We start from the raw sequence: 16,605 nt of genomic DNA, 5'->3' as shown, positions 1-16,605 counted from the left end.
GCGATTACCTGAAAGACGGGATATCGATCACACAAATAATTATCTTATAAAACATGTGGTTACAGAAAGATAGTCGAAATATAGCGCCAAAATAAGTGATTTGAATCACAAAATTAAATCAATTTAAACGCTGTCAATCCCTGCCAGTGAACGAATTCGTTTCATAAATGTGACAAGGTTCAAAAAAATTAATTATGGCATCTTTAACATCATTCACACATTAAACGCTGAGTGATTATCTGAGGTCTGCCATGAAAATAGGATTAGTTTTAAGTGGTGGTGATGTCAGTGGGATGAATAACTTTCTGTTTCAGATTAACAGAATGACAGAATCTGAAATTGTAGTTTTTGATGGCGGTATTAATGGCCTGATCGCTAACCGCTGCAAAGAGATATCACGCCGGGACCTGGTGGATTTATCAATCTCTTCTGTACCGTTAATATCCTCCGGCCGTAAAGAAGATAAGTGTAAAAAATCTGACTATGAAAAAATCGTCAAAAATATCCGTCAAAAAAAGTTAGATTGTTTGATTATGGCCGGAGGAGATGGATCTTTTCAGTTTTTAAAAGTACTGAGTAATTATGGTGTGAACTGCTACGGCGTCGGCATGACAATTGACAATGACATTATCGGCAATAGTTATACGATTGGATTTTCCACTGCGTGTGAGCAGGTTATCAGCGAAGTGGAGAAACTACGCAATACCGGACGTGGCTTGCCGGGGCGTATATTTATGATTGAATTATTGGGCGGTTACTGTGGTGAACTGACTTTACAGGCTGCACTAAAAAGTAATTCAGACATAGCGTTGATCCCCGAATCACCATGGGATATTGATGTTTTGGCTGACAGGATTAAACGTAAAATCGACAGCCAGAATAGCGTGATTATCTTATGCTCTGAAGGATATACCAAAGAGTATACTCCCGGCTTTCAGGGTGCGATCGATACCATGATAGGCAAACTTGAGCATAAGATTGGTATCAGAATCAGAAAAACCATTCTTGGCTATGGTCTACGTAACGGCACGCCGACCGGCGAAGAGATTATACAAGGCGCTATTCTGGCAGAAGAAGTGGTCAGGTGTATTAATAGCGGTCTGACGAATAAGATTATTGTTATTAATAATAATAATAAAGCAATACCGATCGACCTTGAAAATTCCGACAAACGTTTAGTGAACAAAGAGAGCAATCTCTACAAACTGGCTAAAGTAAATAACCTTATCTGAGGTGTGAATATGCTTAAAGTACTCTGCGTGTGTGGTTGTGGTCTGGGCTCTAGTTTTGCTATTGAAATGAGCGCAAAATCTGTTTTACAAAAATTATGTATTGATGCTGATATCGATCACACCACGGTATCAGAAGCATCATCCTATAAATATGACATTATTCTTACCCAAAAAATGTTCGCCGATATTCTGACATCAGATGCGAGTGAAGAAGAGAAAAGAAGGGTAATCATATTAAATAAACTCACTGATAAAAAAGAAATAGAAGAAAAAATCCTCGCTTATATGAATTCAAACTGACAATGAGGTGGTAAGTGGACGCAATTATTCATTTTATCGTGAAAGACTTTCTCGGCCAGGCTTCAATACTTATTGCTTTAATCGCTATGCTGGGTCTTATCCTGCAAAAAAAATCTGTCGGTAAAACGGTAGAGGGGACTTTTAAAACTCTGCTTGGTTTTTTGATCATGATGGCCGGTATTAATATCATCGTCGCGGCCTTAACATTCCTGAACGATATCTTTACCAGTGGTTTTGGTATGCAGGGATACATCACGGATGTGGCGGCAATTGCCGGAGTGGCAAATCGTGAGCTTGGATCAGAGGTCGCACTGACGTTACTGGTGATTTTTGCTGTTAACATCATTATTGCGCGTATTACTCCGTTCAAATATATCTTTCTCACCGGTCAGGCATTGTTGTGGATGGCGACCATCGGCACGGTGATTGGCTATAAGGCCGGGCTGACAGGTGCAACGCTGATTCTTACCGGCGGCATCTTCGGGGGCATTATGGCGGTATTAATGCCAGCCATTGCCCAGCCTATCGTTCGCAAGATCACCGATTCTGATGATGTTGCCCTTGGGCACTTCTGCACCATCGGCTATCTGGTTCAGGCGGCTGTCGCTCGCGCCATTGGTAAGAACTCCCGTTCGACTGAAGATCTGGAACTGCCGGATAACTTCAAGTTCTTGCAGGATACCTATTTATCAATGGCGGTCATTATGGTGCCAATGTATATCATTCCTGCTATTTTTGCCGGACCGGAATATATTGCGCAATTCTCGGGCGAAACCAACTACATCATGTATTCATTTATGCAGTCGATGCAGTTTGTTGCCGGAGTATTTGTTCTCTATAGCGGCGTACGTTTACTGCTCAACGAGTTGGTACCGGCGTTCAGAGGAATTGCGATGCGGCTGGTCCCAAATGCTAAACCTGCGCTCGATTGCCCGGTGCTGTTCCCTTATGCACCTAACGCGGTGATTGTTGGTTTCCTTGCCACCACTGTTGGTTCGATTATCGGCATGATTGTGTTCCCGATGTTCGGTCTCGCGATGATTCTGCCCGGACTGCTGACTAACTTCTTCGCTGGCGGAGCGGCCGGAGTATTTGGTAATGCGATGGGAGGACGTAAAGGGGCGATTATTGGTGGCGTGGTGCATGGACTCTTTATCACCTTGTTACCAGCAATGCTGGTTCCGTTACTGGAAACCTTCGGTTTTAAAGGCGTCACCTTTAGTGATTCTGATGTTATCGGAACCGGACTGGTTCTCGGTCATGCTTTCCAGAATGACTGGCCATTTGTTATCGGGTTTATTGCCTTCGTAATACTGATTGTCTGGTTCTCTAATCGAAAGCTAAGTAAATAATTTTTCATATTACTGACGGATATTGCCAGCAGGAAAATTTGATAAAGATATGAGGAGGATTTATGTTTGCAAAGTTAAAGCAGCTGTTTAATCCCGAAAATTCCGCAGCAGAGCAGGATAACAATCATGAAGCGGAATTAATTTCAGCTGAATTAATTCAGCTTGAGTCAGGCTTACAGCATAACCCTGCTGATAATATGATTCAGAAGACATTAATGGTGAAATACAATCAAGCAGTAAAGGTCTATTCAGCTAATAAACAATACCGTAATCGGGTTGATGACCTGTTCGTCAAAATGGATGAGCTAAGGAATATCATACGCAGAAATATATGAGGTGATATGAGTATTAAAGCGTTCCTTTCACAGAACAAGACAATTCAGGTCGGAATGGACGCCGACTCATGGGGTGATGTTATTCAGCAAGCAGCAAAGCCATTAATTAGTGGTGGCTTTATCACTCCCGACTATCCACAGGCCGTAATTAATAACACTATCGAATATGGCGCTTACTATGTTTTTGATGAAGGTATTGCTATTCCTCATGCCAGACCCGAGTGTGGAGTAATCAGCGATTGTTTCAGTATGGTGACGCTCACCAGACCGATGTCAATTAATGGTAGCGATCCTGTGGATATTATCGTCATGTTTGGTGGTGCTAATAGCGACTCCCATATAACTGAGGGAATTGCTTCGATAGTCGGCCTTCTGGAGCAGGAGGAAACGTTATCGCAAATCAGACGAGCCACAACAATTGATGAAATTCTTGGGTTACTATGAAAATACTGATTTTAGTTAATGGTATACCGGCATCAGGTAAAAGTTCTGTTGCCAATAAACTGGCTGCTCACTTTAATTTTCCTGTGCTAAGTATCGATGAAATTAAAGAGCCTTTTATGGTTCAGTTTTCCGAGATTATTGACAGGAAATTAAATCGAAAACTTGGCTATGCCGCTTATGAAGCGATGTTCAATATCGTTAAGAGCTCCCCGCCTGATTCGGTATTTGTGATGGATGCCTGGTTTGGCTTTCGGGAAAAAACGATATTAGAAGATTATTTAGCGATCAGTGGCTGCCAGCGCGTACTGGAAGTCTGGAATAAGATCTCACCTGAGCGGGTTGCGCAACGTTATAAAAATCGTTGTGGTTGCCGTTTAAAAGGACATCCGGGTGAAGAATATATTCCAGAACTAATTTCACTGGCGAAAGAAGCACTGCCGATGGCATTCGGTGACGTCTACACCCTTGATCAGGATAAAGAGTGTAACGATGAAAATCTGATTGCATGGATAAAAAACCGTCTTAATTAATTCTGATTTTCCATAAATTATCTCTGTATGAGGAGTTAACTAATGAACAAAATGACAACAGCAGAACGTCGTGGTTATCAAATGATTTGCGATGCTACAGGTTCAATGATGGTTGTAGCCTGCGATCAACGTGGTGGCATGCGCACGCTGTTAGCGGCAACGCCGGAAGAACAAGCTGGGATCAGTAATGAGATCCTGGGGCATACTAAATACGATATTACCCAATATCTGGCCGCCGAAGCGGGCTGCGTATTGGTTGATCCGATTTGTGCGGTGCCTGGCATTATTGATGAAGGAGTAGTGCCGCGTAATACCGGGCTGCTGGTTGGTCTTGATGCTTCCGGCTGGGATACTTCGCCACAAGGGTATCGTATCTCTAAAATGGTGGAAGGCATTAATGCGCGTAAGGTGCGCGAGTTGGGAGCCACCGGCGGCAAGATTATGATCTATTTGCGCACAGATACGCCTGAGGCTAACAGCGCTAACTTACAGACACTGCGCGATGTGATTGCCGATTTTGCCCGTGAAGATCTGTTCCTGGTGGTGGAGTTCCTGACCTATCCTCTGGAAAACGAAAGTAAGGAAGAGTACCAGCGCAAGATTCCACAGCTGATTCAGGATGGTTGCCAGGCCTGTATCGACTGTGGAGCCAAGGTATTGAAAATCCCTTATCCAGGAACTGAAGAAGCCTGCGCCAGAGTGACGGAAATTTGTGGTGATATTCCCTGGGCGGTGCTGTCTGCCGGGGTCGATCACAGCACGTTCCTGAAACAGGTGGATATTTCGCTCAGCAATGGTGCTTCAGGGGTGATCGCCGGTCGTTCACTATGGAAAGACTGTATCTCTCTTGACCGCGAGGTTTCCCGTGAGAAGCTCTCTTCGATTGCAGTATCCCGCTTACGGGATATCCAGCAGCTGTTGATAAAATACAGGCAACAGCGGATTAGCGCCTGATTCGTGGATGTGAGCCTGACCTGCCGTGGTCAGGCTATTTTTGCATTTGTTTACTCTTAGTTGCCATGAAATTAGCCGTGCTCATTGAAACTGCGTCTTAAAGCCCCTATAACTGAAAGACAGGACAGAACACTCAGCAGTGATTACGGGGACAGGCGAGAAAGTGCGGAAGAAAACCTATGCCATGAGATACGTTGCAGGCCAGCCAGCGGAGCGAATTTTTCCGCCGGGCGCAATGCTGCATGTAGGTCAGGCACTCCCGCCCGGTGAGCCGTTACCGACCAATAACCGGCTGCGCGTGCTGGTGTGGAATATTTTTAAACAGCAGCGCGCCGACTGGTTATCGGTACTGCAAAACTTTGGTAAAGACGCACATTTGGTGCTGTTGCAGGAAGCACAAACTACGCCGGAACTGGTACAGTTTGCCACCACCCATTATCTCGCTGCCGATCAGGTTCCCGCTTTTGTTCTGCCCCAGCATCCCTCTGGCGTAATGACGCTGGCCGCGGCACATCCAATCTACTGCTGCCCGCTGCGTGAGCGCGAACCGTTGCTGCGGCTGTCAAAGTCCGCGCTGGTTACCGCCTATCCATTGCCCACAGGGGAAATGCTGATGGTGGTGAATATCCATGCGGTTAACTTTAGTTTTGGTGTTGATGTCTATAGTAAACAGCTGGGCCCAATTGGTGAGCAGATCCTGCATCATAAAGGGCCGGTGATTATGGCCGGTGATTTTAACGCCTGGAGCCGTCAGCGTATGAATGCGTTGTATCGTTTTGCCCGCGAGATGACGCTGCGAGAAGTTCGTTTTACCGACGATCACCGGCGCAAAGCCTTTGGCCGGCCACTCGATTTTGTTTTCTACCGTGGAATGAATGTCGCAGAGGCTTCCGTCCTGGTAACCCGCGCATCCGATCATAATCCGCTACTCGTTGAATTCCATCCCGGCAAGCCTGAGCTTCTCTGAGGATGATTCGGGCCTGCCGTCAGGGCAGGCCGGTCACGTCTGCCCTGTTTTTAGAACAAACCAAAAACAGAGGAAACAGAGATATGGCAACGCAAAGTCACCACAATAACGTTGAGAAACAGTTTGGCGAACGTGCCAGTGCATACCTGAGCAGTGCGGTGCATGCCAGTGGCCGTGACCTGCAGCGGCTGGCTGAGCGCCTGTCAGCCACCCCACAGGCGCGGGTGCTTGACCTGGGATGCGGAGCCGGGCATGCCAGCTTTATCGCCGCTGAGCAGGTAAAGGAGGTGGTGGCTTATGACCTTTCTTCACAAATGCTGGATGTGGTAACTCAAGCGGCGCAGGAGCGTGGTTTAGCACATCTGACTACTCAGCAGGGATATGCCGAATCATTACCATTTGCCGACGGCGAGTTCGATATTGTGATTAGCCGTTACTCTGCGCATCACTGGCATGATGTCGGCCAGGCACTGCGGGAAACGAAGCGAGTGCTGAAACCGGGTGGCAGGGTAATTTTTATGGATGTCAGTGCGCCCGGTAGCGCGGTACTTGATATCTGGCTGCAAACGACAGAAGCACTGCGCGACACCTCTCATGTACGCAACTACTCTCCGGGTGAATGGCTGACGATGTTCACTGAAGCCGGTCTGGCGATCGCTGGTATTCTGCAGGATCGTTTGCAGCTGGAGTTCTCCAGTTGGATTGCGCGGATGCGCACGCCTGAAACGCTGGTTGCCGCCATACGCGCTTATCAACAATCTGCCTCCGACGAAGTGAAGCGCTATTATGCTTTAGAAGATGATGGCAGCTTCAGTTCTGATATTATTTTTATCGAAGCTTATAAGCCGTAGGGATGTTTACAGCGTGCGCGCCTGAAGTCAGGCACAAAAAAGCCACTCGGTTGAGTGGCTTTTTATTGGGTATAACGGAACAATTTAGCTATCAGGCGTGTTGCTGTTTTTAACAAACAGCGTCAGCTTATCGCCGGGCTGAATGTTTTTCGCATCACTGAGTACAGTATTCCAGCGCATCACATCTTTGGCGTTAACGCCGTGACGTTTAGCAATGCTGCTAAGGGAATCCCCTTTCCGTACCTGATAAGTGATACTGCTGTTATTAGCCAGTTCGGTGCCTTTGCTACTGCCTGTGCTTAACGTCTGGCCCGGTTTAATATTTGCGCCGCGCAAATTGTTCGCGCGCTGCAAATCTTTTACCGAAACGCCCAGTCGCTTCGCGATGCCAGATAAGGTGTCGCCGGAACGAACCTTGTAGCCACCGACATTGCTGCTGTTATCCGCCACCAGGGTGGGTTGAACCGCAGCGATGTCACCTGTCGCCAGTGAGTTACGCAATGTGGCAACATTCGACTTTGGCACCATAATATAATGGGGACCGTTTGGCGCTGTTGTTCCACGTTTGTAACCCGTATTGAAGCTTTTCAGCTTGTTCAGTGACATGCCTGCCATCTCGGCAGCCTGTGTCAGTTCAATCTGCTGTCCTACTTCCACACGTGCCAATGCACGGCTTTCGTTCGGGGTCGGCAGTTTGATACCGTAACGCTTACTGTTCTTCAGGATTTCACCCAAAGCCAGCATTTTCGGCACATAGACCGTGGTTTCGCGTGGTAACGATAAATTCCAGAAGTCGGTCGGTTTCCCGCGCGCTTTATTCTGTTTTACCGCTTTCATAACGCGGCCTTCACCACTGTTATAGGCTGCAACGGTCAGTAACCAGTCGCCGCCAAACATGTCGTTAAGGCGCTCCATCATATCCAGCGCAACCTTGGTAGATGCGACGATGTCACGTCGACCGTCATACCACTGGTTTTGTTTCAAACCATAATTACGCCCCGTAGCCGGAACAATCTGCCAGATGCCTGCGGCATTGGCGGATGACGTAGCGTGGGGGTCAAAAGCGCTCTCCACTATGGGTAGCAGTACCAGTTCCATCGGCATATTACGTTTTTTAATCTGCTCGACAATCCAGTACATATACGGCTCTGCCCGTAATGTTACATCGTGGAGATAGCTCTTGTTCTTCAGGTACTTCTGTTTTTGGTCACGGATCCGGGAATTTTCCGGAACCTCCATCTTCAGCTCGTCACTAATGAAATTCCAAAGATCCTGGTCTTCTGCGAGGCGGGTTCCATCATCCTGCCAACGCGGAGACAACATCCGATCTGAGTACTTTCCGTTTTCACCTTGACCTGCCGAAGACAGACTCTGTGCATGCTGTTCTGGGATGTTGGCATCATGCCTTGACGCCTGGCAACCCACCAGCAAGACTGAGGCGAGTAATATCGCTTTAGCCTTCATGTGTGTGTCAATAGTTTGCTTAAAAGACGAGCAATCATACGTGGTCAGTCTGCACAACACAACCAGAATATCAAAAACCGTCTTTCAACTCGCGTAAACGCGCAAATACCTGCCACTGAGGTTGTGGAGCACAATCAAAACCTAAAACTTCTTGCAAATCAGTGTCTTCTGTTCTTAAAAATAAATTAATTTTACGCTCCAGAGCCAGTTTTGTTGGCAATGTAATGCGATTTTCGGCGCGTAACTCCTTAATTTGCTGGCAATAGCGTGCAATTTCACTATCTGTTGGCAAAATCGCCTGCGCAAACTTCAAATTGGATAATGTATATTCATGTGCGCAGCAAACCAGTGTGTCGTCAGGTAATTTGCTAAGTTTCTGAAAAGAATTGAACATTTGCTCTGGTGAACCTTCGAATAGCCGTCCGCAACCGCCAGAAAACATCGTGTCGCCACAGAAAAGGTAAGGCGAACTGAAATATGAGATATGTCCTAAAGTATGGCCCGGGGTAAAAATCACGCTAAATTCGCGTCCCAAAATAGTGAAGCGATCTCCCTCACCAACAATGTTGGTAGCTCCTTTATCTTGTGTCTCCTGCGGGCCATACACCACCAGTTGAGGCCAGATTTCGAGAAGTTTTTTTACGCCGCCAACGTGATCGTGGTGGTGGTGAGTGAGCAAAATGGCTACCGGCTGCCAGTGATTTTGTTGTACCGCTGCGATAACCGGAGCCGCTTCGCCCGGGTCAACAATCAGGCAGTGACCGCTTTCATCATTTAGCGTCCAGATGTAGTTGTCCTGGAGTGCGGGAATGCTGGTAAGATTCATAGACACCTCTCGAAGGCCGTAAAGGAATGAAGATGGTAAAGCATGAAGCCCGCTAAAACACGCCAAATTCTTAATGCGCCAGACTCCTGGGCGGATATGCCCTGGGGCGACTATTTTCGTGACGCGCTTTCACATCATTTGCAGCCTTGCCTCGCTAAGCTGTATGGCTTTCATCTGCTAAAAATTGGCAACCTCAGTGCTGAAATTGATACCCAGTCCTGCGCGATTTCACATCAGGTGAATGTCGGCAAGCAGGGGGAGCGGTTACAGGTGATTGCCGATCCGATGCGCCTGCCGTTTGAGTCAAAATCGGTTGATGCCTGCTTACTGGCGCATACGCTGGCATGGAGCAGCGATCCGCACTGCATTTTACGCGAAGTTGATCGGATATTAATTGATGATGGCTGGATGATTATCAGCGGTTTCAATCCGTTCAGCCTGTTGGGGATCGGTAAAGCTATTCCGGGATTACATCGTCGTGCGCCGTGGAGCGGGCGCATGTTTAGCCAGATGCGCCTGCTGGACTGGTTGAGTCTGCTGAACTATGAAGTGATACACCGCACCCGATTTCAGGTGGTGCCGTGGAACCGACAGGGGGGGAAAATGATCAGCGCACACTTACCGGCTCTTGGCTGTCTGAATATTGTGGTGGCCCGCAAGCGAACCTTTCCGCTAACCATGACGCCAGCGAAAAAGCAGACCAGCAAAGCGCATCTCCGGCCCGCGGTCTCTGCCACCACCCGACAGTTTCGTGACAGCAAAGATCACGACTCCTGCTGATAACCGACATCGTCAAATGCCGGGCTACCGGCTGCGCTACGGGCCAGCTCGTCGCAGCGTTCATTTTCCGGATGCCCGGCGTGGCCTTTAACCCATTCCCATTTGATATCATGGTGGCTTAACGCGCTGTCGAGCCGTTTCCACAGATCGACATTTTTAACCGGTTTTTTATCGGCGGTTTTCCAGCCACGCTTTTTCCAGTTATGAATCCAGCTGGTAATGCCCTGGCGCACATACTGACTGTCAGTGCTGAGCGTAACGGTGCACGGCTGGGTTAATGCCTCCAGCGCGACAATCGCAGCCATCATTTCCATACGATTGTTGGTGGTCAGGTGATAGCCGGCGCTGAAAGTTTTTTCATGCTGCCCATAGCGCAAAATCGCGCCGTAACCGCCGGGACCTGGATTACCGAGGCAGGAACCGTCGGTGAAAATTTCTACCTGTTTACGCATCTCTGGTAAACTTCCCTCTGACAAAACGCCAAGTCTGACATAAACGAGCCCTATGAGCACAGCAATTACACGCCAGATCGTACTCGATACGGAAACCACCGGTATGAACATGATCGGTGTTCACTATGAAGGTCACCGTATTATTGAAATCGGTGCTGTCGAGGTGGTCAATCGCCGCCTGACCGGCAACAATTTCCATATGTATTTAAAGCCAGATCGGCTGGTGGACCCGGAAGCATTTGGCGTTCACGGTATTGCCGATGAGTTTCTTGCCGACAAGCCAACCTTCAGTGAAATTGCCGACGAGTTTCTCGAGTATATCCGCGGCGCGGAACTGGTGATTCATAATGCGTCGTTTGATATCGGCTTTATGGATTACGAATTCAGCAAGCTGAAGCGTGACATCCCGAAAACCGATACCTTCTGTCAGGTGACCGATAGCCTGTTGATGGCGCGCAAGATGTTCCCTGGCAAGCGTAACAGCCTGGATGCGCTCTGCTCGCGCTACGACATCGATAACAGTAAACGAACGCTGCACGGCGCACTGCTCGATGCCGAGATCCTTGCTGACGTGTTCCTGATAATGACCGGCGGCCAGACCTCGCTGTCATTTTCGCAGGAAGGCGAGCGCCAGGAAGCCGATGGCAGCGAAAGTATTCAGCGTATTGCGCGCCCACTTTCGGCACTGCGCGTGTTGCAAGCCAGTGATGAAGAAGTGATGGCGCATGAACAGCGGCTGGATTTAGTGATGAAGAAGGGCGGCAGCTGCCTGTGGCGGGCATAAGTGTCTCATAATGCGCTAAAAAAGCAGCGCAACGATGAAAAAACCACCAAACGAATAGTTATCTGCTAAAAAGCGTTGACGGAAAATTGCGGTGCCATTAATATTCGCCTCGTTCCCGACGGGGAACAAAGCGCGGAGCGGTAGTTCAGTTGGTTAGAATACCTGCCTGTCACGCAGGGGGTCGCGGGTTCGAGCCCCGTCCGTTCCGCCAACATTCAGAAAGCCTGATTCAGAAATGAATCAGGCTTTCGTCGTTTTAGTCCTTCTGCAATATCATCTTAGCGCCTCAGCCCGATACCGGCGCACGTTCATCACGCACAATCCAGCGATAGCAAATCCCGCTTAACAGCACGCCAATAAACCCGCTAAAGTTGGCGATCGCATGCAGCGATGGCGTAAAGCTGATCGCGAGGCCACCATCCACCGCTGACCGTAAGCTATGTCCCTCTGAAAGAACTTTGCCATGGTGTTTGTGTGGGTATTGTGCTAGATTACCCGGCCAGTGGGTATATTTTTACTGGCACTGCACCATTAATTTTATCTCCCACCATGTCGTAACAGCAAAGCCGCATTACATTTTTATGAAGAAACACCTGAATAATAACTAGTGCTGGAAAATTTCACAGCTTAATAATATCGACAAAGCCACTGCATATTGGCGTGCACTTGCGCTGCTAAGTTTGAAGAAAATTGCTCACTGGGCATCGTACGTAAGTAGTTAAAATATCGCAATAATATTACTGTTTGACAATTTTATTTCTTAGAATCAGCGTAAAGGAATTATGTATGAAGTTTAGGAAAAATATATTAACGCTATTTATCATTTCCAGTTTTTATGTTTCTACCACAGTCGCTGCCGATCTGGATGGATACGGAAATGAAACGCCTGACGCGGATAATACGGGTTTTAATTATCCTGACAAATTTAATGATACCAATCCCTATATCGATTATGAAAACGGTTCGTTAATTGGTCCAAATAGCACGGTGCAAAACCCGATTCCTGTTTACAGCACCATTGGCGAGGAGGCATCCAGTTACAGAGATAATTTTAATGCTGAAAGCATTACTTCGCCTCAGGCCTACAACTTCGAGGGAAATAACTTAATCTCTACGCCTGAGGACCGCTCTGCGATTTCTGCCGGCGGCAGTAATACCACCATCGTTTTTTATAAAAATAACGCGAACTATATCTCTCTGGCGGCCACTGACGGGGCGACGCTTTTGGTCGACAGTAACAGCGCTTCCGGGGCCATCATTGACAATGATAACGCCTTTATTTTATTGAAAAATAACTATGCGAATGATGCGACTATAACCAACAAAAATCAGAGCACGATGGTTATTGACGGTAATGCGGTAAACGGCGCTGGTTTGATCAACGACAGCTCGCGTATGGATATCTATCACAACAATGCCGTCGGCGTAACGATCGACAACCTTAACGGTGCATCCCTGACGGCGCTCGGCAATAATATCTCCGACTCAGTAATTAACAATGGGGCGGATGCGACATTTACTATCGGTGACTGCAATAGCAGCGTTTGCGCCGATACTGTCGGGACAACCGCGCAGAACATCACGCTCAATAATGATGGCCAATTCAATCTTTCCGGGGATATAGATTTAAGTGGCTCTGATGTGAATAATCAGGGCAACATCTACGGTACCAGCATTCTGAATCTGACCGGTTCAACAATCAAAAATAGTGGCACTTTCGACCTCGCTGGCGACATTAATCTTGATAATTCAACTGTCAATAACGACGGTGATTTCTTATTGTCTGATGCTACCGTAAATATGACGGACACCAGGATGGAAAATGCCGGTGCACTTACGCTCAGCAACGTAGTTATAACCGGTGGGGCCGTAGAAAACACCGGCACCATTACTCTGAACGGCACCAATAAAGCCAGTATGGATGTGACTAACAGCGCGGAGATGCTGATTAGTGAAAACAGCAGTATCGATATTCAGAATAGTGAATTTATCAACGAAGAATCTGGTCGTGTCAGTTTTTATAACGGCTCTGATATCACTGGCGATATTACTAACCGTGGTCGTATACAGCTCGTTAGCCAAAATGATGACCCGGTACATAGCACGCTTAACGGCGATATCGCTAATTACGGGTTACTCTCATTAGCCTCATCCGAGCGCAGCGTTGGCAATACGCTGACCATCAATGGCAATTATACGGGCTACAGCGGTTCACAGATTATGATGAATAGCGTGCTCAACGACGATAGCTCGACAACTGACAAGCTTCACATAGCCGGAAACGCCGCGGGTGAAAGCGCCGTTTATATTAACAATATTGGCGGTCATGGCGCGCAAACCATTGAGGGACTTAATGTTATTACCGTCGACGGCATCTCTGACGCGCAATTTACTCAGGGGGGAAGGATTGTCGCCGGGGCTTATGATTACTCTCTGGTAAAAGCGGCTAATAACAGCGGTAACTGGTATTTGACCAGCAAAGACAACACGCCGGTTGCCCCGACAGACCCTGTTGATCCGAGCACCCCGGCCCCGACAGATCCTGTTGAACCGAGCAACCCGACGGATCCTGCTGACCCGACTACGCCGGTGGAACCGGAAAAACCGAGCGAACCGTCTACCCCGCCGGTAGATCCTGCGCCGTCAGTGAGCCGGGAGCGTCCGGAGGCCGGCAGCTACATTGCGAATATTGCGGCCGCAAATACTTTGTTCAACACGCGGCTTGAAGATCGCAGTGGCGAAACGCATTATCGCGATCTGCTTACCGGCGAACAAAAAACCACCTCGTTGTGGATGCGCAATGAAGGGGGACATAATCGCTGGCGCAGCGGTTCGGGTCAGCTGAAAACGCAAAGTAACCGTTATGTTCTGCAGTTAGGGGGCAATCTTGGAAAATGGACGCTCAACGGTTCAGACAGTCTGAGCCTAGGCGCTATGGTGGGCTACGCGAACAGCAAAAGCAGAACGCACTCTTCGCTGACCGGCTATGGCTCCAAAGGCAGCGTTAATGGTTATAGCGCAGGGCTGTACAGTACCTGGTATGCCGATGCGCAAACTAAAACCGGCATGTACGTTGATACATGGCTCCAATATAACTGGTTCGACAACTCGGTTAAAGGCGATGGATTGTCCTCGGAATACTATCATTCCAGAGGTATCACGGCCTCCGTTGAAACCGGTTATACGTTAAAAATTCGTGACTTTACACCGTCCACTGGTACTGAACGAAGCTGGTATGTTCAGCCTCAGGCACAGATTATGTGGATGGGTGTAAAAGCCAAAAATCATACTGAAATGAATGGCACGCAGGTAAAAAGCGAAGGCGATGGTAATGTGCAGACCCGGTTAGGGGTAAAAACTTACCTGAGCGGCCGCGCCAGCCAGGATGCGCAGCGCGATCGTTTGTTCCAGCCTTTTATTGAGGCGAACTGGATACATAATACGGAAACCTTTGCTGCCCGGATGGATGATCGCACGGTTAATCAGGCTGGTGCGCGTAATATGGGAGAAGTCCGCGTGGGCGTTGAGGGAACCGTCACCAACAATCTGAATATCTGGGGTAATGTTGGAACCCGCATTGGCGACAAAGGCTATAGCGATAATGCCGCCATGCTGGGAGTCAAATATAGCTTCTGATACACCGTAAAGCGGCCATTTATGCATAAGCAAAACGGTCGCTTACCCAAGACTTCTGCGGACGTCTTTTGTTAACGGGGGCAGTGGCGTTTATCTTCGTTATGCGCCCCCTGTTTCACACAGAAGTTCGTTCCGCCAACATTCAAAAGGCCTGATTCAGAAATGAATCAGGCTTTCGTCGTTTCAGTCCTTCTGCAATATCATCTTAGCGCCTAAGCCCGATACCGGCGCACGTTCATCACGTGCAATCCAGCGATAGCAAATCCCGCTTAACAGCACGCCAATAAACCAGCTAAAGTTGGCGACTGCATGCAGCGATGGCGTAAAGCTGATCGCCAGGCCAATAGCCACCGCCGGCAGCAGCGCCGCAATCGCTTTCGGGTTAAAGCCTCCGCGATACCAATATTTGCCTTTTGGCGTCGCATCAAACAGGTCATCTGTCGAAATGGTTCCGCGCTTAATCAGATAGAAATCTACCAGCAAAATTCCAAACAGCGGCCCGATAAACGCCCCCAGCACGTCCAGCGTGTAGTGAATCAGCTCAGGTGACTGGAACAGGTTCCACGGGGTCAACAGTACCGAACCGACCGCCGCAATCATGCCGCCGGTACGGAAGCTGATTTTCTGCGGCGAACAGTTTGAGAAATCAAAAGCCGGAGAGACGAAATTCGCCACGATGTTAATGCCGATGGTGGCAGTGATCATTGTCAGCAGGCCAATTGCCACTGCCAGATCGTTACCCACCATACTGACGGTTTCGATAGGATCGGTGATCATTTTGCCAAACAGTGACTGAGTTCCCGAGACAATCACGACCGTCACCAGCGAAAACAGCAGGAAGTTAAACGGTAACCCCCAGCGGTTACCGCGGCGAATTTCACCCATGCTTTTGCCGTAGCGCGCGAAGTCACCAAAGTTAAGCAGCGGGCCGGAGAAGTAAGAGACCACCAGTGCCGTAGCGGTCAGCATTTGCCAACTCTGTTCGCCGATGCTCAGTTGCTTGCTCGCCAGCGTAAAGGAGATACCCTCGAAGCCAGTCTGGTACACAATCCAGCCCGCCAGTGCCACCATCACCACATACACCGCCGGGCCGGCGACATCGATAAAGCGTTTAATCGCGTTCATTCCATGCCAGAACACCATCGCCTGTAGCAGCCACATAATGCCAAAGCAGATCCAGCCAAGTTGCGACAGCCCGAGCCAGGCGCTTTGGGTCATTGGCGTCAGCGCTGGCCAGAACTTCAGCAGCACCAGCATCAGCGCATTGGCCGCCAGCCAGGTCTGAATGCCGTACCAGGCAAACGCGATCAGGCCGCGAATCACCGCCGGAATATTGGCGCCAAATACGCCAAATGCCTGCCGACAAATCACCGCATAGGGTACGCCAGCCATCTGACTCGGTTTCGCCACCAGATTGGCACAAAGCTGGACGATACAAATGCCGACCAGCAGACAAAGCAGTACCTGCCAGCTGGCCAGCCCAAGAGTGAAGAAGCTGGCGGCGACCACATAGCCTCCCATACTGTGTACATCCGACATCCAGAAGGAAAAGATGTTGTACCAGCTCCAGCTCTGATTGCGCGTCGGGGCCAGATCCTCGTTACACAGCCGTGGACTGTAGCTGGCGTGGGCTTCGGTTGCCGACGCCGGGTTAACACGTTGACTATTTGGCATGAAACCTGCTCCTCTCAATTCATT

At 48.7% G+C, this 16,605-nt stretch carries 17 protein-coding genes and 1 tRNA gene; 13 read left to right on the top strand and 5 right to left on the bottom strand.

The features are described from left to right. Window positions 1–251: 251 nt before the first annotated feature. The 9 genes from ACP3TC_RS17055 to ACP3TC_RS17015 all read left to right on the top strand — a co-directional run bounded on the left by ACP3TC_RS17055 (window position 252) and on the right by ACP3TC_RS17015 (window position 6,965). Window positions 252–1,232 (top strand): 6-phosphofructokinase, encoded by a 981-nt coding sequence (locus ACP3TC_RS17055; protein WP_313855905.1) that lies wholly within the window; start codon window positions 252–254, stop codon window positions 1,230–1,232. Window positions 1,233–1,241: 9 nt separating this feature from the next. Then, window positions 1,242–1,532, top strand: coding sequence for a PTS sugar transporter subunit IIB (locus tag ACP3TC_RS17050; protein ID WP_313855907.1), 291 nt, complete (start codon window positions 1,242–1,244; stop codon window positions 1,530–1,532). Window positions 1,533–1,546: 14 nt separating this feature from the next. Beyond that, a complete protein-coding gene (locus tag ACP3TC_RS17045; protein ID WP_313855908.1) occupies window positions 1,547–2,884 on the top strand; it encodes a PTS sugar transporter subunit IIC in 1,338 nt (445 codons plus the stop codon). A gap of 62 nt (window positions 2,885–2,946) precedes the next feature. Next, complete coding sequence (locus ACP3TC_RS17040; protein ID WP_313855909.1) at window positions 2,947–3,219, top strand: hypothetical protein; 273 nt, start codon at window positions 2,947–2,949, stop codon at window positions 3,217–3,219. 6 nt (window positions 3,220–3,225) lie between these two features. After that, window positions 3,226–3,663 (top strand): PTS sugar transporter subunit IIA, encoded by a 438-nt coding sequence (locus ACP3TC_RS17035; RefSeq protein ID WP_426816896.1) that lies wholly within the window; start codon window positions 3,226–3,228, stop codon window positions 3,661–3,663. Next, the gene (locus ACP3TC_RS17030; protein ID WP_426816895.1) at window positions 3,660–4,193 is read left to right on the top strand and encodes an AAA family ATPase; all 534 of its coding nucleotides are present in this window, start codon (window positions 3,660–3,662) and stop codon (window positions 4,191–4,193) included. The genes ACP3TC_RS17035 and ACP3TC_RS17030 overlap by 4 nt, the downstream gene beginning before the upstream one ends. Before the next feature lie 42 nt (window positions 4,194–4,235). Beyond that, window positions 4,236–5,147: a tagatose-bisphosphate aldolase gene (locus ACP3TC_RS17025; protein WP_426816894.1), complete on the top strand. Its 912-nt coding sequence runs from the start codon at window positions 4,236–4,238 to the stop codon at window positions 5,145–5,147. Window positions 5,148–5,310: 163 nt separating this feature from the next. Continuing rightward, window positions 5,311–6,114: an endonuclease/exonuclease/phosphatase family protein gene (locus tag ACP3TC_RS17020; RefSeq protein WP_313855913.1), complete on the top strand. Its 804-nt coding sequence runs from the start codon at window positions 5,311–5,313 to the stop codon at window positions 6,112–6,114. Between the two features lie 83 nt (window positions 6,115–6,197). After that, on the top strand, window positions 6,198–6,965 hold the full coding sequence (locus ACP3TC_RS17015) for a class I SAM-dependent methyltransferase (protein WP_313855915.1): 768 nt from the start codon (window positions 6,198–6,200) through the stop codon (window positions 6,963–6,965). Between the two features lie 84 nt (window positions 6,966–7,049). Here the strand turns inward: ACP3TC_RS17015 and mltD are convergent, their stop codons facing one another. Further along, window positions 7,050–8,429, bottom strand: coding sequence for a murein transglycosylase D (gene mltD, locus ACP3TC_RS17010; RefSeq protein ID WP_313855917.1), 1,380 nt, complete (start codon window positions 8,427–8,429; stop codon window positions 7,050–7,052). Between the two features lie 70 nt (window positions 8,430–8,499). Beyond that, complete coding sequence (gene gloB, locus ACP3TC_RS17005; protein WP_426816893.1) at window positions 8,500–9,255, bottom strand: hydroxyacylglutathione hydrolase; 756 nt, start codon at window positions 9,253–9,255, stop codon at window positions 8,500–8,502. Window positions 9,256–9,297: 42 nt separating this feature from the next. Here gloB and ACP3TC_RS17000 point away from each other — a divergent pair, with 42 nt between their 5' ends. After that, entirely contained in the window at window positions 9,298–10,035 is a 738-nt protein-coding gene (locus tag ACP3TC_RS17000) for a methyltransferase domain-containing protein (protein ID WP_313855920.1), read from the top strand. On the opposite strand, the gene rnhA is transcribed toward ACP3TC_RS17000, so the two are convergent. Next, on the bottom strand, window positions 10,020–10,586 hold the full coding sequence (gene rnhA / locus ACP3TC_RS16995; RefSeq protein ID WP_162231030.1) for a ribonuclease HI: 567 nt from the start codon (window positions 10,584–10,586) through the stop codon (window positions 10,020–10,022). The two genes, ACP3TC_RS17000 and rnhA, sit on opposite strands and share 16 nt — an antisense overlap. On the opposite strand from rnhA, the gene dnaQ reads away from it, so the two are divergent. Further along, a complete protein-coding gene (gene dnaQ / locus ACP3TC_RS16990; RefSeq protein WP_313855922.1) occupies window positions 10,540–11,271 on the top strand; it encodes a DNA polymerase III subunit epsilon in 732 nt (243 codons plus the stop codon). The genes rnhA and dnaQ overlap by 47 nt on opposite strands. Before the next feature lie 134 nt (window positions 11,272–11,405). Continuing rightward, a tRNA-Asp gene (locus tag ACP3TC_RS16985) sits at window positions 11,406–11,482 on the top strand. Between the two features lie 75 nt (window positions 11,483–11,557). Here the strand turns inward: ACP3TC_RS16985 and ACP3TC_RS16980 are convergent. Then, complete coding sequence (locus tag ACP3TC_RS16980; protein ID WP_313855923.1) at window positions 11,558–11,695, bottom strand: hypothetical protein; 138 nt, start codon at window positions 11,693–11,695, stop codon at window positions 11,558–11,560. A 362-nt stretch (window positions 11,696–12,057) separates the two neighbouring features. Between ACP3TC_RS16980 and ACP3TC_RS16975 the strand changes: the two genes are divergently transcribed. Further along, a complete protein-coding gene (locus ACP3TC_RS16975) occupies window positions 12,058–14,907 on the top strand; it encodes an autotransporter outer membrane beta-barrel domain-containing protein (protein ID WP_426816892.1) in 2,850 nt (949 codons plus the stop codon). A 183-nt stretch (window positions 14,908–15,090) separates the two neighbouring features. On the opposite strand, the gene ACP3TC_RS16970 is transcribed toward ACP3TC_RS16975, so the two are convergent. Next, a complete protein-coding gene (locus ACP3TC_RS16970; protein ID WP_426816891.1) occupies window positions 15,091–16,581 on the bottom strand; it encodes an NCS1 family nucleobase:cation symporter-1 in 1,491 nt (496 codons plus the stop codon). Between the last annotated feature and the right edge of the window lie 24 nt (window positions 16,582–16,605).

The organism is Winslowiella sp. 2C04 (genome assembly GCF_050037805.1).
GTDB classification, from domain to species: domain Bacteria; phylum Pseudomonadota; class Gammaproteobacteria; order Enterobacterales; family Enterobacteriaceae; genus Erwinia; species Erwinia toletana_A.
The sequence above is the reverse complement of the archived record's forward strand: the minus strand, read 5'-3'. Positions and strand labels throughout refer to the sequence as shown.

What these genes read in the sequence shown, in the direction of transcription:
- ACP3TC_RS17055 (WP_313855905.1), top strand. Translation starts at nt 252, where the DNA reads ATGAAAATAGGATTAGTTTTAAGTGGTGGTGATGTCAGTGGGATGAAT.
- ACP3TC_RS17050 (WP_313855907.1), top strand. Translation starts at nt 1,242, where the DNA reads ATGCTTAAAGTACTCTGCGTGTGTGGTTGTGGTCTGGGCTCTAGTTTT.
- ACP3TC_RS17040 (WP_313855909.1), top strand. Translation starts at nt 2,947, where the DNA reads ATGTTTGCAAAGTTAAAGCAGCTGTTTAATCCCGAAAATTCCGCAGCA.
- ACP3TC_RS17035 (WP_426816896.1), top strand. Translation starts at nt 3,226, where the DNA reads ATGAGTATTAAAGCGTTCCTTTCACAGAACAAGACAATTCAGGTCGGA.
- ACP3TC_RS17030 (WP_426816895.1), top strand. Translation starts at nt 3,660, where the DNA reads ATGAAAATACTGATTTTAGTTAATGGTATACCGGCATCAGGTAAAAGT.
- ACP3TC_RS17025 (WP_426816894.1), top strand. Translation starts at nt 4,236, where the DNA reads ATGAACAAAATGACAACAGCAGAACGTCGTGGTTATCAAATGATTTGC.
- ACP3TC_RS17015 (WP_313855915.1), top strand. Translation starts at nt 6,198, where the DNA reads ATGGCAACGCAAAGTCACCACAATAACGTTGAGAAACAGTTTGGCGAA.
- mltD (WP_313855917.1), bottom strand. Translation starts at nt 8,429, where the DNA reads ATGAAGGCTAAAGCGATATTACTCGCCTCAGTCTTGCTGGTGGGTTGC.
- gloB (WP_426816893.1), bottom strand. Translation starts at nt 9,255, where the DNA reads ATGAATCTTACCAGCATTCCCGCACTCCAGGACAACTACATCTGGACG.
- ACP3TC_RS17000 (WP_313855920.1), top strand. Translation starts at nt 9,298, where the DNA reads ATGAAGCCCGCTAAAACACGCCAAATTCTTAATGCGCCAGACTCCTGG.
- dnaQ (WP_313855922.1), top strand. Translation starts at nt 10,540, where the DNA reads ATGAGCACAGCAATTACACGCCAGATCGTACTCGATACGGAAACCACC.
- ACP3TC_RS16975 (WP_426816892.1), top strand. Translation starts at nt 12,058, where the DNA reads ATGAAGTTTAGGAAAAATATATTAACGCTATTTATCATTTCCAGTTTT.
- ACP3TC_RS16970 (WP_426816891.1), bottom strand. Translation starts at nt 16,581, where the DNA reads ATGCCAAATAGTCAACGTGTTAACCCGGCGTCGGCAACCGAAGCCCAC.